The following is an 18,183-nucleotide window of genomic DNA, read 5'->3' as shown; positions in this document are numbered from 1 at the left end:
TCCGATACTTCCTATGCGGTCAGACCGTCTTCGATAATCATTTTCACGGCTTCATGCCGGAATTCTTTCGAATAGCGACCTTTCGTTGAGTTTTTTTGCTATTCAGATACCTCCGTTCTGGTTGGATGAAAACTTTGGTGTCCGATATTTTCAACTTACCTCATTTTTAGAACACAAAACATTCAGTATATCTTAGCTTAATGTCGCAGGACTAAATATCATAGCAGAGGTCTTTTAACATTTTGTATGCTATTTTATTAAATCCTTTAATTTGGTCATCAGTAAGGTCTTGTTTATACCGTCCAACTGCAGATTGATTGATAGGCTTCACTATAGAATCAATACTTGCATGATTGTATGGATTTTTATAGATTGAATGATCAAGCTCATTATGCCGTAATAGCGCATCATCCCAAGGTAAACCCATCTTATCAATAAGATCTTTAAGAGTTTCTTTTGGCTTCATAACGATATCTTCATACTTTATTTCGTAGTATTTATAAGATTTTCCATCTTTCCTTGCTTTTTCTATAATACTTACCCAGCTATTTGCTGCATTCTGAACATCACTGTACCCCCAAGTTTCATGCTCTTTCATTTGAGATGCGGTGACATCACGACCATCCCTAATGATGTGAATAAAATACGCATTCGGCCAAACTTTTCCATACCTGCTTAAACTTTTAATTTCACGCATTATTTTTATGCCCCACATTTTTTTCCTTCTTTTTTCTAAAATCTTTTCTCCAATTGCGTTAATTAAGAAACATCGTTCCTCAAATTCAGCAAACGGCAAATTCATTTCCTCTTTAGTGGCTGCAATAAGATTTTTCAACTCTTGAAATTCTAGTCCAAACCGATGGCATCTTTTTGCAAACTGAGTCCCATATTTTAAATGTTTATTACTTTTTAGACCCTTTCCAAAGACTCTCGGATCTTCGGATATTAGCAAATCCAAACAATGCTCAACGTAACAACCTAAATTTTCAGGCCCACTAAAATGAAGCTCTGGACCAACAGCTAACATAGGATGAGAATCTAATATTACACTTAGCAAAGTTGTGCCTGACCTACCATCACCTCCAATAAATACTGGACTTGTTAAATTTTCTCTTTGCATGACAGAATCAAACCTCCAACTATATTTTAAACATCTTTAAATTTTACTACTTCCTCGTTCAGCTTTTCTGTTTCATTTTTATATGTTGGTATGAGCTATTAACAATCTTGCTTAAAAAAAGAACCTTTTTTCAAAAAACAGGCTATGCTAAGACTGAAATCAATGAAAAACAAACAATAGTATACACACTCGAAGTTTTTTCTTTACCAAAGTGCAAAGCCAAATCAAACCTCATAGAGTTAGGCTTAACACGAAAAGCAAAATCATAATCAGACTGACCGGGCTTGATCAGTTGTAATACTTTTTTTTCTTTCAGCATCCCGTCTTGACCATATTCCAGACAAAAAAGACGAGCATTCCCTTCTCCTTCTATCTGGATTCTCAGGGAACCCTTGTAGTAATGCGCTGGCTCTGGCTGCCAACCGGCTGTTTCTGATATGTGGGACCACTCACCTCCCCCAAAAAGGAGGTATGAATTACGGTCTCGTTCAGGTACAATAAGAATATTTTCTCCTGTATATTTTATAGTACAAAAACGATAGTAAAGCATTTCCAACAGGTTTTTATCTGAAAAATCCATGACAGCCAATGATTCTGAAAAAGATTCTTGAGCAGGTTTTGATAAAAACTGTTCCATTTCAGTCAGAGAACTGCTGTCACCGACAGGTGTACATTCAAAGGCAAATGGTTTACCCCGCTGCAAAACATAGCCTAATTTTTTTGCTGTTTCTCCACAGATTCCATCAAAAGTTTCCTTCAGATTAAAGGTCCACAAACCATAATGGGGAAACTTGGTGTCTCTGCTTTCATTAATTTTCTGCCTGAAATACTTTTCTGCCAATCTTGGATAAAACGGAATACCCAGCCCCATCATGATTCTTTCCATACATACCCGGTCAGAAACCATTTCTTCAAAGCATATTTTAAGATTAAGCTGAAAAAGTCTTTCATTCACACTTCTTACATACCAACAGGTTTTTTCAAACTGACTCAAATGTTGCCAATTTTCCTTATCGGTTGCGACTGGATGACGATCATCTTCTGGCAGATCGTACCAGGACCGATTTATGAGAGAACGAACAACATCAGAAGGATTCCTGTAAAGATGAACAAAATGGGCATCAGGAAAAGTGTTCTTTAGTTCGGGGAATACACTTTCAAGGTACACATTCGCTTCACCATAGTCACCTCCACTCTCATCTATCCAAGTTCGAGAATCCAGCAACAAAGATTGAATCTTATCCTTTTGACACAGAAAAGAAACGAAACCTGGGCCAGTGTGATGATCCTCTACAAACTTTTGATTTTTGTAGCAATGATTCAAGGTGAATTCATGGGTGCATTCTAATGAACTAGCCTCATTTAGCACTGTAGAAAGCCATTTTGACCCGGATCTTGCCGCTGAAAGAAAAAAGTATATTCTTTGAGGACCCTTCCAGTATTCCGGATGAATAAGGACCTGGTGCCTCCCGTCAGACAGGTTCTCTTGCAGCGGATCAGGGCTTCGTTTCCATGTCCCACCGCTATCAGTAAAATACCGATCGTAGTGCAAATGCACAGCATGATATTCAAGTCCATAGTTTGCCATAGATACAGACCAGAGGGGAAGAGAGCCACCATCCTCACGAACTAAAATTTCATTGTCAGGATAACGAATCTGGAAACGTGGGTCGTTTGTATAAATGCCCTCTGCCGATTTATCGGTCTCTGTTTTTGCGGGATTATCAGGTTTCAGCTCTTGAAAAAGCCATGAATTTAAAAACTGCTTTTCATAACAAACCTTATCTCCATGGATTGCCATACCTTGTATCTGAATACCAAAGCCTCTCAGAAGCTGTAAAACATCTTCCAAACCTTTAGCTGGACAGTCACAAATTCCTTTAAACCACTCAGCAATGGTATTAACATGCAGCCCGATTTCATGGCCAAAATCCTGTATCTGCAATATTTTATCGAGAGTATTACGACTATCTCCCCAGTATCCTGAATGGGGCAATATAAAATATGTGGACCTGAAGCCATGTCGATACTCCCAATAGCTCATCTCAAGAGCTAAATCCAAATCATGATCCACATCATGACGTAAGGCTATCAAATTTTGTTCCGTAGGTTTTTCATGGAATTCATTCAAAGTAACTGTGGAACAAAAATGCTTCAGATATGTAAAATATTGGCTATGAATACTCATTAGTTTTCGTATAGACTTTCATAGATTGACAGCAATTTTTTTGATTCGTTACCCCAGTTATAAAAACCGGAACTCTTAAGCGCATTTTTACGCATTTTTGCAGCCATGTCAGGATTGTCAAGAATTTTTCTGGCCTGAGCTGCTATATCTAGCGGATTTTCAGGATCAAAAGTGAAGCCAATTGCATGCCCTAGCACAACCTTTTCAAGCTCCGGAAAGTTACTGGCAATCACCGGAAGCCCTGCATTCATATACTCAAATAGCTTGTTAGGTGAGCAAAGGAAATAACTTTTACATGCGTTGGCAATCGGGGCAACGCCGAGGTCGGCCCCCGTTGCGTAATGAATAACCTCCCTGCCAGGCACAGGGCCAAAAAAACTAAAACGATCCTGCACCCCTATTTCTGAAACAAGCTTGAGAAGGCTTTTTTTATACGCATCTGTGCCATATCCCATACAAACAAGATAACAGTCCGGCAAATACAGCAGGCTGCGAATGAGCGCTTCAAGCCCCCTGTTAAATGTTATACCTCCAACGTAAACAACAAGCTTCTTGTCTTCAGGCACTCCGGCATTTCTTCGTAACCTGTCGTTCCCCATCAGCGGTATTTCATTGTTTGCAAAACTTGCCGGAGTATTCATAATTACTCCCGGCATTTTAAGTTTATATTTTTTTTTCAATTCAAGAGCTAAACTTTCATTCACTGTGAATACTGCATTGCATCGGCGCGATAAAAATTTTTCTATTCTGCGCAAAATAAACTTCCACATCCAGGACGAGGGGACCAGCTTGTTTCGGTCTACATACAGCTCGTGGGAGTCATAGATCAACTTGCCTCTATGTTTTCGAGAAAGATACCATGCGACAGGTAGTGTGTTCAGGTCGTGGGCATGGTAGATATCGTAGGGAGTAAATTGCAGCGCATTGTTGACATTTTTATAAAAAGACAAAAAAGAAAAATGTCTATGATACCGCATCAGATTATTTTTTATAATTTTTAAAACAGCAGCCCTCTTCTTGTTTAAGGTTTTTTTCATGCTTTTTGTAACTCTTTCCACTAGGAATAAAGATTTAAAGCATAAAGAATGAAACATTTTAAAACCTGATTTCAAAATTAACAAAAGCTTACGAAATTTTTGAATTAAGAAATTTTTTATAATCTTTCTAAAAAGAATACAGGATACAATGACAAGGTTAATTACAAGCCCATGGGCTTCAACCATACTATGGAATGCAGGGGTGTGTATTCCCATCATAAAAAGAGCAAACAATAATAAGTACAAAAACGTTGTGCCGAAATAGTTCAAGGGTGGAAGCTTGTCTGGAACAAGCCTTTTGTATATTTTATGAAATTCTTTATTAACTCTAACGGCTACCTTTTTCTTATACCGGGAAAATCGTCCTTTTCTCTTTCTCACCTTTTTTTTCTGCGGTCTTTGCTCAAACTTTTTTAACCAACGTATGAACCGCAAATGCCAAGGTGTCAGTTGAACTCTTCTGATCTTTATGCCATTTCTTTCTTCAAGCGCCTTTGTTTGTTTATCTAAAACTGCAAAAACAGTTACTTCGTAGCCTTCACCAACAAGTGTTTCAGCCTCTTTTTCAACTCGCGAATCGTTGGTGAAATTGTTAAATACAAACATGCATACCTGACGCTTAACAGTCACACCCCTACCAGAAACAAATTCTGATGTTTCCTCATTTTTTTCCAGCGCCAGCGTCATATTTTAATGTCTCCTTCAAATCCTTTTCATTGCATCCTGTATGAATTCCATAACAATATCTATACATTTATCAACCGGTACCTTATCCGTTTCCAAAACAAGATCCGGATTTTCCGGTGGATCATAGGGCGCCGATACCCCTGTATAATTTTTTATCTTTCCTTCTCGAGCAAGCTTGTATAATCCCTTTACATCTCTTTCTTCACAGACTTCCAGCGGACATTTGACATAAATTTCAAAAAATCTTCCACAATCGATAATTGTTCTTGCTCTTTCCCGGTCTGTTTTCAAAGGTGATATGAAGGCACTCAGGCAAATAATTCCTGCATCCAGAAAGAGCTTAATCATTTCTGATATTCGCCGGATATTCTCAGCTCTGCCCTCCGGAGAAAAACTCAGATCCCGACACAGTCCGTGGCGCACATTATCACCGTCAAAAACGTAGGTAAGCTTTCCCATATTGTAGAGTTTATCTTCAACAGCATGGGCTATGGTTGATTTGCCAGAACCTGACAGCCCTGTAAACCATAGTGCAAGCCCTTTTTGCCGAAGCAAAGCTTCTCGATGATTACATGTAACACGCCCCCGATAGGGAACCGTATTGGGACAAACGAACCCATCTTCACTATGTCTATGCATTCTTCACCTATACCATTCTTCTTACCAAAAAAAAAGCCCTAGAGTCAAAAAAACAATGATAGTGCAGTTTTGTCTGTGACAGGTCTAGTGCTTGGCCAACAAACATCTGAAAGCTTTGCATATAAAACCCAACCCTGTAGCATTGATTCAACGCCAGGTGCAAAGTTTTATGCGAATTATTACGGATAAGACCGAATACCGTGTTTCAGATATGATCACAACAAACAGGCATTTTGATCTGCGTCAAATGAAAATGAACTTTTCAGCAACTAATTCTTTATACGTTTCAAGCACCCTACAAGTTTATTCATCCACAATGTTTTACCTATATAAGGTTTGGCTGCATTTCTGATCTCTTCCCTATCATAACTTTTTTCAGCCAGCTTCAGGGCTTCATCAAAAAAATCAGCCACGGGAATATTGCGATAATATGGGAATTGTTCCGGCAATGCGGAATCAATGTGAGATGCAATCACAGGAAGGCCCATGGCCAGATATTCCCTGACCTTCAGGGTTGATGCTTCCTGCAAGAATTTAAGATCCAAGGCCAGTGAACCGATGCCTGCAGAACACGAAGCTAAAATAGTGAGATATTCTTGCTGATCGAGGTAGCCATGGGCATGGAAACGAATGCGGGGATGCCGGAATTGCTTTAATAGCTCAATTTGAGGGGCAGACAAAATGCCAAGAAGATGAATACACAGGTAATGGCTTTCTCTGGTATAATCACCAGCAGCAGAAATAAGCCTTTCCAAACCATGCCAGGGCGAAAAATAACCGCACACAAAGGCAAGATGAATATCATCCTTGCTTCTGGTATCTTTCAGAACAGGTATATCTTGCACCCGTATTCCATTTGGATAAAAAAGAGCTGGCTTATGCAGAGAGTTAGCAGCACATACGTCTTTGGCAATTTCTTTTGTTACCCCAATAATTGCCGCCGAATTTTGCAGGGTGATTCTACCCACCATCTTTTCCAATGCAGAAGCCAGATTCCCTTTCCAGCCCATACGGATAAGTTTTAGCTCCTGAACCGTTTTTGCATGATAAACAGGGAGCCTGTTGGGTATAAACCAGCAAAAAAACAGGGCAAATGGATCAAACTCCATATGGCGGTACAGTATGAAATCATAACGCTTCCGATGCCGCATCATATAAAGCCAGCCAAAAAGTTTTTTCATGAACAAACTTCGGAATAAAGGCGGATAATCCCTTTCAAAACTATATTTTGTAGGCTGGGAGTGGAAGGCTGCGTAATCCCAGTGAGCCCCTGCTTTATTTCGGCACATATACTCCGCATACAACTGCTGCCTCTGCCCGGATGTGAGTTCACGCACAGCTGTTACGTACAGTATCTTCATGAAAACCCGGCCTCTGTCATTTGCTTTTATGCACAGAACAATTCGTGGGGAAAAAATATTTCCTTTTGCATACATTTGCGGCTGCAGGAGGACTTCCCTATTGGGTAACCGAATCCCTCACCTGCATGGTACATATGCCATCCTGTGCGTAGTATGTAGTACCGGTGTGAGGACAGACAGTTTCCCCTTTTCCCACCAGTGGGAGCTCCAGTCGCTCGCCATAAGCACTCATCCACCCTGTTTGTCTTGCAGGTACGCCTGTCATAAGAGCAAAGTCCGGCACATTTCTGGTTACCACCGCACCGGCGGCAATAAAGGCAAAACAACCAATGGTAACACCACATACAATGGTACAGTTCGCCCCGAGGGTGGCCCCCTTTTTTACCAGTGTATCCCGGTATTCATTTTTTCGTTCAATCAGGGCTCGGGGGTTATACACATTGGTAAACACCATGCTGGGGCCACAAAAAACGCCTTCTTCCAGAGTGACATTATCATATACGGAAATATTGTTCTGTATCTTACAATGATCCCCGATCACAGCCTTATTGCCAACAAAAACGTTCTGGCCCAGAGAAACGCCCTTGCCAATTTTTGCACCACCGCACACATGCACCCAGTGCCAGATGCGGCTTCCTTCACCGATTTCTGCACCTTCATCCACAATGGCTGTGGGATGGATCTGGTAATTCATGTATCTTGCTCCTAAAAGTGGAATAATCCGTGGGGAAAGTCCTCATCCAACCCTGGCTTCGAGAGCCTCAGCCCCTCCTGCAGGAGGGAGGGAACAGATAGTGTATCTATTTCAAAAAAGAATCTACAATCTTTTGCAGCTCCATCTTTAATTCCGGAAGATTATTCTTAATGATCTGCCAGATTTCCTCTGCATCCACGCCAAAATAATTATGAACTACAATATTCCTTAGAGCCTTGTTTTATATCATTCAACAATTTCAGAAGTTTCAGCGATAAATTTATCTGGCAGTTTTGATGTCATTTCACCAAGAACAACAAAATTCATTAAAACAGCATCAAAAGCCATCTGATCAGAATAAAAATCATCACACTGCCCAAAGGGGCAGATGTATGAATTAATCTTTTCAATGGACTCAATAATGCTCAAAACACACAACCTGTCTTTGGAACCATATTCACACATATTTCACTTTTGCTAAAATCTGATTTTTAAAAGCCGGTTTGATATACTTTTCCCTGCATATATCCACATGGACATGAAACTCGCCCATCATTTCCCGCCGTAGCTTTTCCTTGAGTTCAAAAAGATTTTGTGTATTATTTTTAAACTCAACAATAATATCCAGATCACTTGCCCCATGCTGCCTGCCGACGGCAACAGAACCCATAACACCAATTTTAGTTAATGAATATTCCTGTTGCAATCGGCTCTTATTGAAAAGCAAATAACGAAAAACCCGTGAAGCATCAATCATCCAATTTTCCCTTTTAATATTCAAGGGGTAAAGCCACCTTTTTACCATCCCTTGCGGAAAGATACATGGCAATAAGCAGCTCCAGAGTCTTCAAGCCTTCCCGCCCGTCGGTTTCCGGATCAGCATTACCCCGTAAGGTTTCAACCACGTTGGTATAATATAATGGATGACCAAAACCATATACGGATGTGGTCTGATAGCTGGCATTGCCGATTTGTTCATCCTCAGGGAGCTTTTCCTCAAAATCCCAGAGCAGCACCTCATTTACCGCAACACCACCGATTTTGGCACTCCCCTTATCTCCAAGGATAGTAATGCTGCCTTCAAGGTTTTTCGGGTAGGTGAGCATGGAAACATTCAGGGTACCAAGGGCCCCATTGCGCCAGCGCAGGATAGCGGCTCCGGAGTCTTCCACCTCAATGTCTCTGGCAAGGGTTCCGGTATAAGCCATCACACTTTCCACAGGACCAATGAGCCATTCAAAGAGATCAATGTAATGACTGGCCTGATTCATAAAAGCACCGCCGTCAAACTCCCAGGTTCCCCGCCATTTAGCACTGTCATAATACTCTTGAGGCCGGGTCCAGAATACATTAATGGCCACCGAATAAATTTTTCCAAATCGCTTCTGCAAAACGGCATTTTTTAAAAGCTGTAAAGTGGCATTACGGCGATTTTGTTTGACCACAAAAAGGCGAACTCCTGCCCTGTCACAGGCTTCCACCATGGAAAGTCCATCCTGCCAGCGGGTGGCCATGGGTTTTTCCGTAACCACATGAACCTTATGCTCCGCCGCAAGTATGGCCTGAGCAGCGTGGACACCGCTGGGAGTGCAGAGACAGACAAGATCCAGCTCTTCCTTTTCAAGCATTGCCTGCATGGAGCGGTAACCCGGAACACCATAGGTTTGCATATGATTTTCAAGAACAGCCGCATCCGTGTCACAGACAGCAACCAGCTCCATGTTTTCCTTATGCTTTTCCAAAGAACCAAAATGATTTTTGGATATGCGACCACACCCCACAATGGCGGTGCGGATTTTTCTGCCTTTTATAAAACCGGGCATTTCATTCACTCCTTCAGGGCTCATACCCCTTTTTTTAAAACAGCCACAATCTTTTTGATGGTGTCTTCATCCAGCAGGGGATGCATGGGAAGACTCATCACTTTTTTGGCAAGGGTTTCGGATACGGGCAGACTTACCTTCTGACCCGCAAAAACGGGCTGCAGATGCAATGGAATGGGGTAATGGACAGCCGTTGGAATATCGTTTTCTTTTAAAAGATTCTGAATGGCATCCCGGTTTTCCACCTGCACAGTATACTGGGCGTACACGCTGGTATTCCATTCCTCGATATAAGGCGTAACCATTCCGGGGCATTCTGTCTGAATTTTTTCTGAATATTGTGCACCAATGCGGCCCCGTTTTTCCACTTCATCCGGGAAAATATCCAGCTTGGCAAGGAGGATAGCCGCCTGAAGGGTATCCAGCCTGCCGTTAAAGCCTATGCGGGGATGGTGGTAACGCCTGTCCTGACCATGTACACGAATTTCCCGCATGGCTTTGGCAAGCTTATCATCATCCGTAAAACAGGCCCCGCCATCACCATACCCGCCAAGGGGTTTGGATGGAAAGAAGGATGTACAGCCAATGGTGGAAAGGGAACATGATTTTCTTCCCTTGTATGTGGCCCCAAAGGACTGGGCCGCATCCTCAATGACGGGCAAATTGTGCCTTGAGGCAATGGCATTGATGGCATCTAAATCCGCACACTGTCCATAAAGGCTGACCGGCATGATGGCTTTTGTTTTGGGAGTAATGGCTGCTTCGATGAAATCCGGATTCATGTTGTATGTTTTGGGGCATACATCCACAAAAATGGGCTTTGCCCCAAGAAGGGCAATGATTTCTGCTGTGGCAATGAAAGAAAAGGGGGTTGTAATGACCTCATCCCCTGCGCCAATGCCCAAGGCCATGAGGGCAATCTGGAGGGCATCCGTACCGCTGGCAACGCCAATGGCATGTTTTGTACCTGCATAGGCGGCAAGGCGTTCTTCAAGCTCCTTGATTTCAGGCCCCATGATGTACTGGCCATGGGCAAGGACTTTATGGATGTTTTTTTCTATAGCTGGGCGGATGCTTCGCTGCTGGGCGGCGAGGTCGATGAAGGGAATGGATTGACCTTCCTTTGACTGATCAATATAGGCATCTGGTGTTAAAATCCGGGAATCTCCCCGTGAAAGCAGGCCCTGATCCCTGGTAATTAAGGCAATGGAACCCTTAGTGAAACGATCCAGAGAGCAGATGAGTTGCCTGTCCTCCGGGTCCTGATCTTCAAAAACATCGCATTCACCCGAAAGGGCAGAAAGCCACTGGATATTTTCTGTAAAGGCCTTCAGTTGTCTGGCTGCTATTTCCAGACAGGCTTTTCTGGAAATATTTTCTTCATTTTCCATGGCCTGCTGCAGATGCACATTGGCAAGGGTATAGTGCAGGGTCTGCACAGAGCCAGCATACACCCATACCTGCCCGCCGGATCTGCGGCAACACTCCATGGTTTCAAAGGACTTATGAAACCATGGCTTCCGTACAGCACAGACATCCAGTATGATATTTACATCAAGAAGAACATCCATCTACTGATCCTCGCGTATCTGAAAAGCATCCAGAGACTCTTTTTGCTTAGGTGAAAGCTCCGGCAGTGCTTTTTCATCCATATTCAATACACTCTTCTTAATTTTTTCCATTTTTGACTGCCAATCAGAAGAAGGGTCAGCTCCCTTTTCTGAATAGGCATATTCAGGAATTTCTATGCGCACCTTAAACACATCCTGCTTCAGGTGAAGATGAGGCGGCAGTTCAATGCGGCCTTTATTGTATATGGCTTCGATCTGCATAGGCAGCTCCTTGGTGCAGGTTGAAAAACAAATAACTTACACCTTTTTTTATGCTTTCACAATATGCCCTTCCGGCACAAGGTATTTTCCGCGGCTGTCCACAATCAGGCTTGAATGGGTACGAATGAGGTCATAATCAAAACGATCATGATCCGTTGCCAGCACCACGCAGTCACAGGCTTTCAGGTTTTCTTCCGTCAGAGGAGTACTGGAAAGATCAAAATGATGCTCCCTCATTTTGGGGAAAACCGGCACATGGGTGTCTGAATAGGCAATTTCCGCACCCAGATCACGGAGTTTTTCCATAATCATGACAGATGGACTTTCCCTCATGTCGTCCACATTCTTTTTATAAGCAATGCCCAGAACAAGAATTCTGCTACCCTTGATGGATTTTTTCCTTTCATTCAGGGCAAGAAGCACTTTGTTTACCACATAGTCCGGCATGGAAGAATTCACTTCTCCAGCCAGCTCAATAAAACGGGTATTGAGGCCATACTCACGGGCCTTCCATGTCAGGTAGAACGGATCAATGGGAATGCAGTGGCCACCAAGGCCAGGACCGGGATAGTAGGGAACAAATCCGAACGGTTTCGTGGCTGCGGCATGAATAACTTCATGGATATCAATGCCCATTTTATCCGCAACAACCTTCATTTCATTAACAAGACCAATATTCACGGCCCTGTGGATATTTTCCAGAAGCTTGGTCATTTCCGCAGCCTTAGCCGAGCTTACCGGAACTACCCTGTCGATGGCCTGTTCATAGAGCGAAATCCCTACTTCAAGGCAGGCAGCAGTATGCCCGCCTATTACCTTGGGAATGGTCCGCGTTTCAAAATCCGGATTGCCCGGATCTTCCCTCTCCGGTGAATAGACAAGGAAAATATCTTTTCCTACCACAAGTCCACCCTCTTGCAGCCTTGGCAGCAACTCTTCTTCTGTTGTTCCGGGATAGGTTGTACTTTCCAGTGAAACAATATGCCCTTTTCTTAAAAAAGGCTTGATGGCTTCCGTTGTGTTCACCACAAACGAAATATCCGGCTCCCGGTATTTGTTCAAGGGAGTAGGCACACAAAGAATCAGAGCATCACACTCACTTGCCCTGTTGAAATCGGAGGTGGCTTCAAAACCGGAATTACGTGCTGTTGCAATTTTCCCAGAAGGGATATGCTCGATATAGCTTTCGCCCTTATTCAGTTTCGTCACTTTATCCGCATCAATATCAATCCCCAGAACGGAAAACCCTATCTCGTTATAACGCAGCATAAGGGGCAGGCCCACATACCCAAGTCCCAGGATGCCTATTATTGCTTTTTTTTCTTGGTATTTCTGAATCACCGTGGCCTTATATGCATCTGTCATGAAAAATAAGCCTCCTGTACTATGTGTTTGTTATGCAACAGCGAGACAACAGGAAGGAGCCTGAACACAGAGCTGTTCAGGGAACCTGTATCCAGCCTTTCCAATATCCCACAGTTGCACCTTCAGGTAAATTATATATTTCATTCAACTCTCCGCAATAGATACTGTGGCAAAAATATCTCTGCGGGTCAGGCTTGCGTACGGCAATCACTTTGTTCGCTGAATGGGAGTACGGTTCCTGTACGAAGAAACAGGATTGTTGCCGGAGTAAGAAATATGCGCATAAAGATTTTTAGGCATGTATTTCATGCTTATCAGTATTTCATGGAACCCAGAGCATATCCAACTGATTTCAAATCAGAAAACAGGCTATTCCGCCATCTGTCGCGGGTGAGACAACAAGCGAATTGCGAAATATAAACTCAAATGATTTTGATCTTCATAGCATAGCATCACGGCATTTTCACGCCTTTTTTCAATACAGAAAAGGACGAAAATATATGATAACCCGATAACATTATCATTTTTACAGTTTTTTTATCAGGCAACTCAGCGGCTTAGGCAGAAAAAAAATAGTGGTGCCAACGCACAAAGTTAACCCAGCGCCAGACCTGCCATGTGAAGGGAATTTTTCCGTCAATCACAGCATCAAAGGAGGCCAAAAGATTATCGTAGTCAATAAAATCAATGTTTCTGGCATGCAAAAGCCATTTTCTGACCTCAGGTGCCATCTCGATCAACCAGTCATTTTCAGGGGTTTGAAAACCAATTTTATCCCTGCGGTCCAATATAGAGTCAGGAACAATACCTCTCATGGCTTCGCGGAAAATATATTTTGTCTGCCCCTTATCAGAAAGGAGATATTCTTCAGGAAGACTCAGCAAGAATTCAGCCACATCCGTTGTCAGGAATGGTACCCTGCTTTCAATGGAGAATCTCATGGAATTTCTGTCTCCGTGCCGTAACAAAGGGGTCAGGCCTGAAACAGTCAGGGAAGAACGCAAGATGTGCATTAGTCTGCGCCCTCTGGAGGTTTCTCCTGCGGTCTGTGTAAAGGGTATCTTAAAAACCACACCTCGTTTTTTCAGAACAGAGTTTCTAAGCCATTCCGGCGTCGGGGAAACGCCCATAAAGGTCATTGCCCTGGTTCTGAATCGTTGAGGAAGCACAGCAGAGACGAAAGAGAGCAGCACTTTTTTTCTGGAACGTCCCGGCCAGCTGGCCCACTCGTTCATAAAAGCAAAGAGCTTCCTCCATTCACCTTTTTCAATCATACTGAGCATTCTGGCATCCGGATAGCCATGGTAGCCAGCCAGTAGCTCATCCGCTCCCTGCCCATCCAGTGTCACGGTTACGCCATTCTCCTTCGCCAGGCGAAAAACACAGTACTGAGCATAAATACTGGTACCGCCGAAGGGTTCATCCTGCGCCTGAATCAGCTCGTCCAGATCTCTTATAAGGTTCTCCTTAGATACAAAAACCTTGTGAGCAAGCGCACCAGCATATGCATTGACCAGATCAACCCATTTTTCCTCATCAATGTCTGATCCCCTTGCGATATAACTGAAGGTACGCACAGAGATATCCGGATTTAAATAACGTACAGCACAAACCACAGCGGAAGAATCCACGCCACCGGAAAGAGCGGCACCAAATGGCACGTCTGTTCTCAGATGCAGCTTAATATTTTTAAGAAATAACTGACGTAAATACAAAGCAGCTTCATGAAAAGAGCCTTGCCATGTTTCCTGAATACTGGGCCACCACCACCGTTTCAATTCAATTGTTTCATCTTTACTCTGAAAGTTAAATTGTAAAAGGTGGCCCGGAAGCAGATGGTTGACTTCAGAAAAAAATGAATCTGCATCATTATCATAACATCCATAAACAAGATAATCGTAAGCTTTTTGAAAATTCAGGACTGGCTTTTGGGGTAGAAGTGCCATAAGGGCTGATGCCGTGGAAGCAAAAGCAAAACAACCCTTACTGCTATGATAAAAAAAAGGCTTGATCCCAAACGCGTCCCTTGCACAGGTAATTGTTTTTTCGAGTTTATCGTACACAGCAAAGGCAAACATACCCGTAAGTTTCAGCAAACAGGCTTCTCCCCACTCCCTCCATGCGTGAAGAAGAACCTCCGTATCCGTTTCTGTCTCAAAAACGTATTCTTTCTTTCTTAATATTTTTTTAAGCTCTATGTAGTTATAAATTTCACCGTTAAGAACTATGGAAAAGCGTCCGTCACGTGAGCACATAGGTTGTCGGCCTGCAGCGGAAAGATCAATGATGGAAAGACGGGTATGCCCCAGACCCAACACCTGATTTTCCGATACTGTACAGAACATATCCTTATCATCAGGCCCCCTGTTGCACATTCGATCCAGAGCCATTTTTAATTTTTCCATTACCTCAGCAGTGGGATCCGCCTGCCATAATCCAGCTATTCCACACATTATCTTTCCCAATGTCTATCCGTTAATTTGGCAACCCACTTAACCAGCCGGAATGCTCCCGTGTACAGGAAGTGTACCTGACAAAAAAGCCCGGATTTTCTGCAGCATCATTACTTTTTAAAGAGGCATAGCATAGAATTCAGCAAAACTTTCACCTCAGATCTTGTTATCAAACCTGTAGCATAAATAGTGATGGCTGCTGCCAGTAAAGCCACTGCTCCTGAAATCATACGGGCCAATGTGTCAAAAGCTGAAAAATGAACAAACAACCCCAACCCCAAAATGACTCCCACCGCAATTGCCATCGGAAGCCATGCATGGGGGACCGGATATAGTCGCTGACTGAACATCATGTAAAGACAGAAAATAAAAACATAGCCAGTCATTGTTGCCAGCGATGCCCCAATAATGCCCATTACAGGTATTAAAAGCCAGTTAAGCAGCGTATTACATACCGCACCAGCCACATTGATCCAAAGAATAACGGATGTTTTTTTAGCAATGCTGATTCCAGGCGCAAAAATATACATCTGTGCCAACAATACGGCAGGCACAAGAAAAACAAGTACCTGAGCCGCACCATAATATGCAGGAACAGTCATGATGACCAAAAAATCATGGGCAAAGGAGGCTAAGAAAAGAAACATTAACAAAATAAGGGCCACAAAGATCCGAAAAACACGGGCCAACTGCCATGGTGTTTCCTTATCCTGATAATGAGTGTATATAAGTGGTGTCAACGCACCCTGAAAACCTACCATTACCAATCCGGCAATACTGGCAAGGCGAAAACCAATACCGTATAAGCCCAATTCATCCACTGAAAGATAATAATTAATCATCATCCGGTCTATGTAGGTGCTTACAAAAACGGCAATACCGGATGGCACAAGAGGTGCCGAAAAACGAAGCATTTCCCACAGCCGCTTAAAGCTGAAGCAAAACCGAAAACTTCGCCTCAAAAACCAGAGCCCATACAGTACACCGGAAAAAGATCCCGCTGCCATACCCCACAGCAGACCCTCTAGCCCCCACCGTAGGCTAACCGTAAGCCAGACAGCAACACCTGCTGTACCAATAGTGGACAAAAGGCTGACAACCGCATAGTCCTTACTCCGTAACTCCCATCGAAACTGATTCTGAATCAGGCAAAATAAGCCATTGGACCAAATATAGATAAGGGAAATCTGAAAGACTGCTTCCATTCCTTCACGACCCAGAACCCATTTTGAAACAAAACCAGAACCTGTAAAGGCAACACAAGCAAAAAGCGTATAACAGGCTATAGTAAACCACAAAGATGTGGATGCATATTGTATCCTTCGTTTTTGATCGGGCTCTGCAGTGTAAAAACGTGCCACTCCCTGAGATATTTCCAGAGCAACCGTCAGGTTAACAAGGTTTGCAAATATCAGCATGAGGTCCAGAGAGCCATAATCTGCCGGGTTTAAAACCCGTGTATATAAAGGAATGAGAAAAAAAGCTAAACCTCGGGAAATTAAGGCAGGGATGGCATAAATTGCGCTGTCTTTCAAGAGGGTACGAAGCATTAAGTCATGGCTCCATGCCAGCAAACTTCAGCGCTTCTTTTTCAAGGTATGGGCGATGGGAAAGCTGCAAAGATGAAACGCCAAACGCTCTCACCATTTTCCGGATATTGTCCTTTGTCTGTTTCTCAGATTGACCGCCACCATGCAGATAAAAAACTTTTAAAGGATCAATCCACCAGGTCGCCGGCACCCTGCCTTCCATCAGACAAAAATATCTTTCCGCTACTTTTTGAACGGTCCAATGGGAAGTTACAAAAGCCTGGGCTTGTTTACCCAGCATTTGTCGATAGTCAGGATGATTGATTAAAAACTCTATGGCATCCTCAATTTCATCAGGATGGCAAGTGTGGGATGGTGGATACATTTCTGCGCTTAATTTTTCTTTCAAATATTCAAAACCATATCCTCCCACAACAGCAGGCTTGCCATACCAGGCTGCCTCCGTGGCAAAGCCAGCCATGGGAGTATCGGAATAAATTTGATCCACGACAAAATCACAACTTTTAATTTCCTCAAGAACTTCACTATTAGGACGATTGCGTAACTCAATAAATTCTATTGAGTACCCTTTTAACCGCAAATTATTTATGGCCGAAGCGATTATCGCCGACCCTTTTGCGGCAGGGTGAGAGGGAGAATGAAGGATGCGAAGGCATTTTTTATCCAAGAACCCATCGGAATCCACGCCTCGATTTTGATCATCCACTGGCACGAAAGGCTGCATTCCATAGGGAATTCCTATGGAAAACCAGTTCAACATTTTTTGGCTTGCAAACTGTGTCGAGCTGAAGGGGGCTCCTATAATATAGTTTGCATGTTTTTCTATAAAGCGAATTTTCCGTTTACTGGCTAAAGCGCGGCAATAAAGCCCATAAGCATCTGGCTGAACCAGACCATCCGGAGATTGTGCTGCGCCATCCATGTATGAAGGACGCACTTCACTCCCATGTCCCAAATTCATAATAACGGTTTTTCCCGCTATACGAAGTATCGGAATATCCATATTGGCTGTGAGTAAGGAGTGGCCAAATCCAAAAATAAACACATCATAATGGAGGAGGCACTTTACGAAGTAAATAATTTTGAAAAATTCAGCTGCACCAGCCAGCAGTAACTTTACCATGATTGGCAGACATGGCTTTTCAACTCTTTTATGAGTTAATTGTTTAATAATTTTTAAAAGAACATCTTTGTTTTCATTTTTTTCTTCACCATATTTGAAAGGATGAGGGGTAAAAGTAGCGTAATCGTGATGAATGCCTATAGCTTTAAAACCTTGAGACAAATTATTATAATAGCCTGCTATTTCAATTGGGCCGATCCATACTTTTTTCGGGTCTTTTTTTTTCACTCTAGGGCCTGTCTTCAATTTGCATTTTTCAGAATCGTCTGAAATAGGTTATTTCGTTCATTCATGAAGAGATGAATGGAACT

The 18,183-nt window shown here is 42.8% G+C and carries 16 protein-coding genes; all 16 read right to left on the bottom strand.

Annotated features, from left to right (window positions below; genetic code table 11):
• Positions 1 to 211 precede the first annotated feature (211 nt).
• Positions 212 to 1,120, bottom strand: a complete 909-nt coding sequence (locus OOT00_RS14955) for a sulfotransferase family protein (protein ID WP_265426221.1) — start codon at positions 1,118 to 1,120, stop codon at positions 212 to 214.
• A 142-nt stretch (positions 1,121 to 1,262) separates the two neighbouring features.
• Complete coding sequence (locus OOT00_RS14950) at positions 1,263 to 3,308, bottom strand: sulfotransferase (RefSeq protein ID WP_265426220.1); 2,046 nt, start codon at positions 3,306 to 3,308, stop codon at positions 1,263 to 1,265.
• The gene (locus OOT00_RS14945; protein ID WP_265426219.1) at positions 3,308 to 5,032 is read right to left on the bottom strand and encodes a glycosyltransferase; all 1,725 of its coding nucleotides are present in this window, start codon (positions 5,030 to 5,032) and stop codon (positions 3,308 to 3,310) included. The genes OOT00_RS14950 and OOT00_RS14945 overlap by 1 nt, the downstream gene beginning before the upstream one ends.
• A gap of 15 nt (positions 5,033 to 5,047) precedes the next feature.
• The gene (gene cysC / locus OOT00_RS14940; RefSeq protein WP_265426218.1) at positions 5,048 to 5,671 is read right to left on the bottom strand and encodes an adenylyl-sulfate kinase; all 624 of its coding nucleotides are present in this window, start codon (positions 5,669 to 5,671) and stop codon (positions 5,048 to 5,050) included.
• Between the two features lie 269 nt (positions 5,672 to 5,940).
• Complete coding sequence (locus OOT00_RS14935) at positions 5,941 to 6,852, bottom strand: glycosyltransferase family protein (protein WP_265426217.1); 912 nt, start codon at positions 6,850 to 6,852, stop codon at positions 5,941 to 5,943.
• Between the two features lie 277 nt (positions 6,853 to 7,129).
• Positions 7,130 to 7,726, bottom strand: coding sequence for an acyltransferase (locus OOT00_RS14930; RefSeq protein WP_265426216.1), 597 nt, complete (start codon positions 7,724 to 7,726; stop codon positions 7,130 to 7,132).
• Positions 7,727 to 7,832: 106 nt separating this feature from the next.
• Positions 7,833 to 7,949: a HepT-like ribonuclease domain-containing protein gene (locus tag OOT00_RS16505; protein WP_368407607.1), complete on the bottom strand. Its 117-nt coding sequence runs from the start codon at positions 7,947 to 7,949 to the stop codon at positions 7,833 to 7,835.
• Between the two features lie 23 nt (positions 7,950 to 7,972).
• Complete coding sequence (locus OOT00_RS14925) at positions 7,973 to 8,155, bottom strand: HepT-like ribonuclease domain-containing protein (RefSeq protein WP_265426215.1); 183 nt, start codon at positions 8,153 to 8,155, stop codon at positions 7,973 to 7,975.
• 28 nt (positions 8,156 to 8,183) lie between these two features.
• On the bottom strand, positions 8,184 to 8,483 hold the full coding sequence (locus OOT00_RS14920; RefSeq protein WP_265426214.1) for a nucleotidyltransferase family protein: 300 nt from the start codon (positions 8,481 to 8,483) through the stop codon (positions 8,184 to 8,186).
• Positions 8,484 to 8,496: 13 nt separating this feature from the next.
• A complete protein-coding gene (locus OOT00_RS14915; RefSeq protein ID WP_303650002.1) occupies positions 8,497 to 9,549 on the bottom strand; it encodes a Gfo/Idh/MocA family protein in 1,053 nt (350 codons plus the stop codon).
• Between the two features lie 20 nt (positions 9,550 to 9,569).
• Complete coding sequence (locus OOT00_RS14910) at positions 9,570 to 11,120, bottom strand: DegT/DnrJ/EryC1/StrS family aminotransferase (protein ID WP_303650001.1); 1,551 nt, start codon at positions 11,118 to 11,120, stop codon at positions 9,570 to 9,572.
• Complete coding sequence (locus OOT00_RS14905) at positions 11,121 to 11,381, bottom strand: hypothetical protein (protein WP_265426213.1); 261 nt, start codon at positions 11,379 to 11,381, stop codon at positions 11,121 to 11,123. It lies immediately after the preceding gene.
• A gap of 48 nt (positions 11,382 to 11,429) precedes the next feature.
• Complete coding sequence (locus OOT00_RS14900) at positions 11,430 to 12,746, bottom strand: nucleotide sugar dehydrogenase (RefSeq protein ID WP_265426212.1); 1,317 nt, start codon at positions 12,744 to 12,746, stop codon at positions 11,430 to 11,432.
• 557 nt (positions 12,747 to 13,303) lie between these two features.
• Positions 13,304 to 15,199 carry an asparagine synthase (glutamine-hydrolyzing) gene (gene asnB, locus OOT00_RS14895; RefSeq protein WP_265426211.1) on the bottom strand — a complete coding sequence of 632 codons (1,896 nt, stop codon included), beginning with the start codon at positions 15,197 to 15,199 and terminating at the stop codon, positions 13,304 to 13,306.
• Between the two features lie 110 nt (positions 15,200 to 15,309).
• Positions 15,310 to 16,749 (bottom strand): oligosaccharide flippase family protein, encoded by a 1,440-nt coding sequence (locus tag OOT00_RS14890; RefSeq protein ID WP_265426210.1) that lies wholly within the window; start codon positions 16,747 to 16,749, stop codon positions 15,310 to 15,312.
• A gap of 4 nt (positions 16,750 to 16,753) precedes the next feature.
• Positions 16,754 to 18,100 carry a glycosyltransferase gene (locus OOT00_RS14885; RefSeq protein WP_265426209.1) on the bottom strand — a complete coding sequence of 449 codons (1,347 nt, stop codon included), beginning with the start codon at positions 18,098 to 18,100 and terminating at the stop codon, positions 16,754 to 16,756.
• Positions 18,101 to 18,183 lie beyond the last annotated feature (83 nt).

The organism is Desulfobotulus pelophilus (assembly GCF_026155325.1).
GTDB classification, from domain to species: domain Bacteria; phylum Desulfobacterota; class Desulfobacteria; order Desulfobacterales; family ASO4-4; genus Desulfobotulus; species Desulfobotulus pelophilus.
The sequence above is the reverse complement of the archived record's forward strand: the minus strand, read 5'-3'. Positions and strand labels throughout refer to the sequence as shown.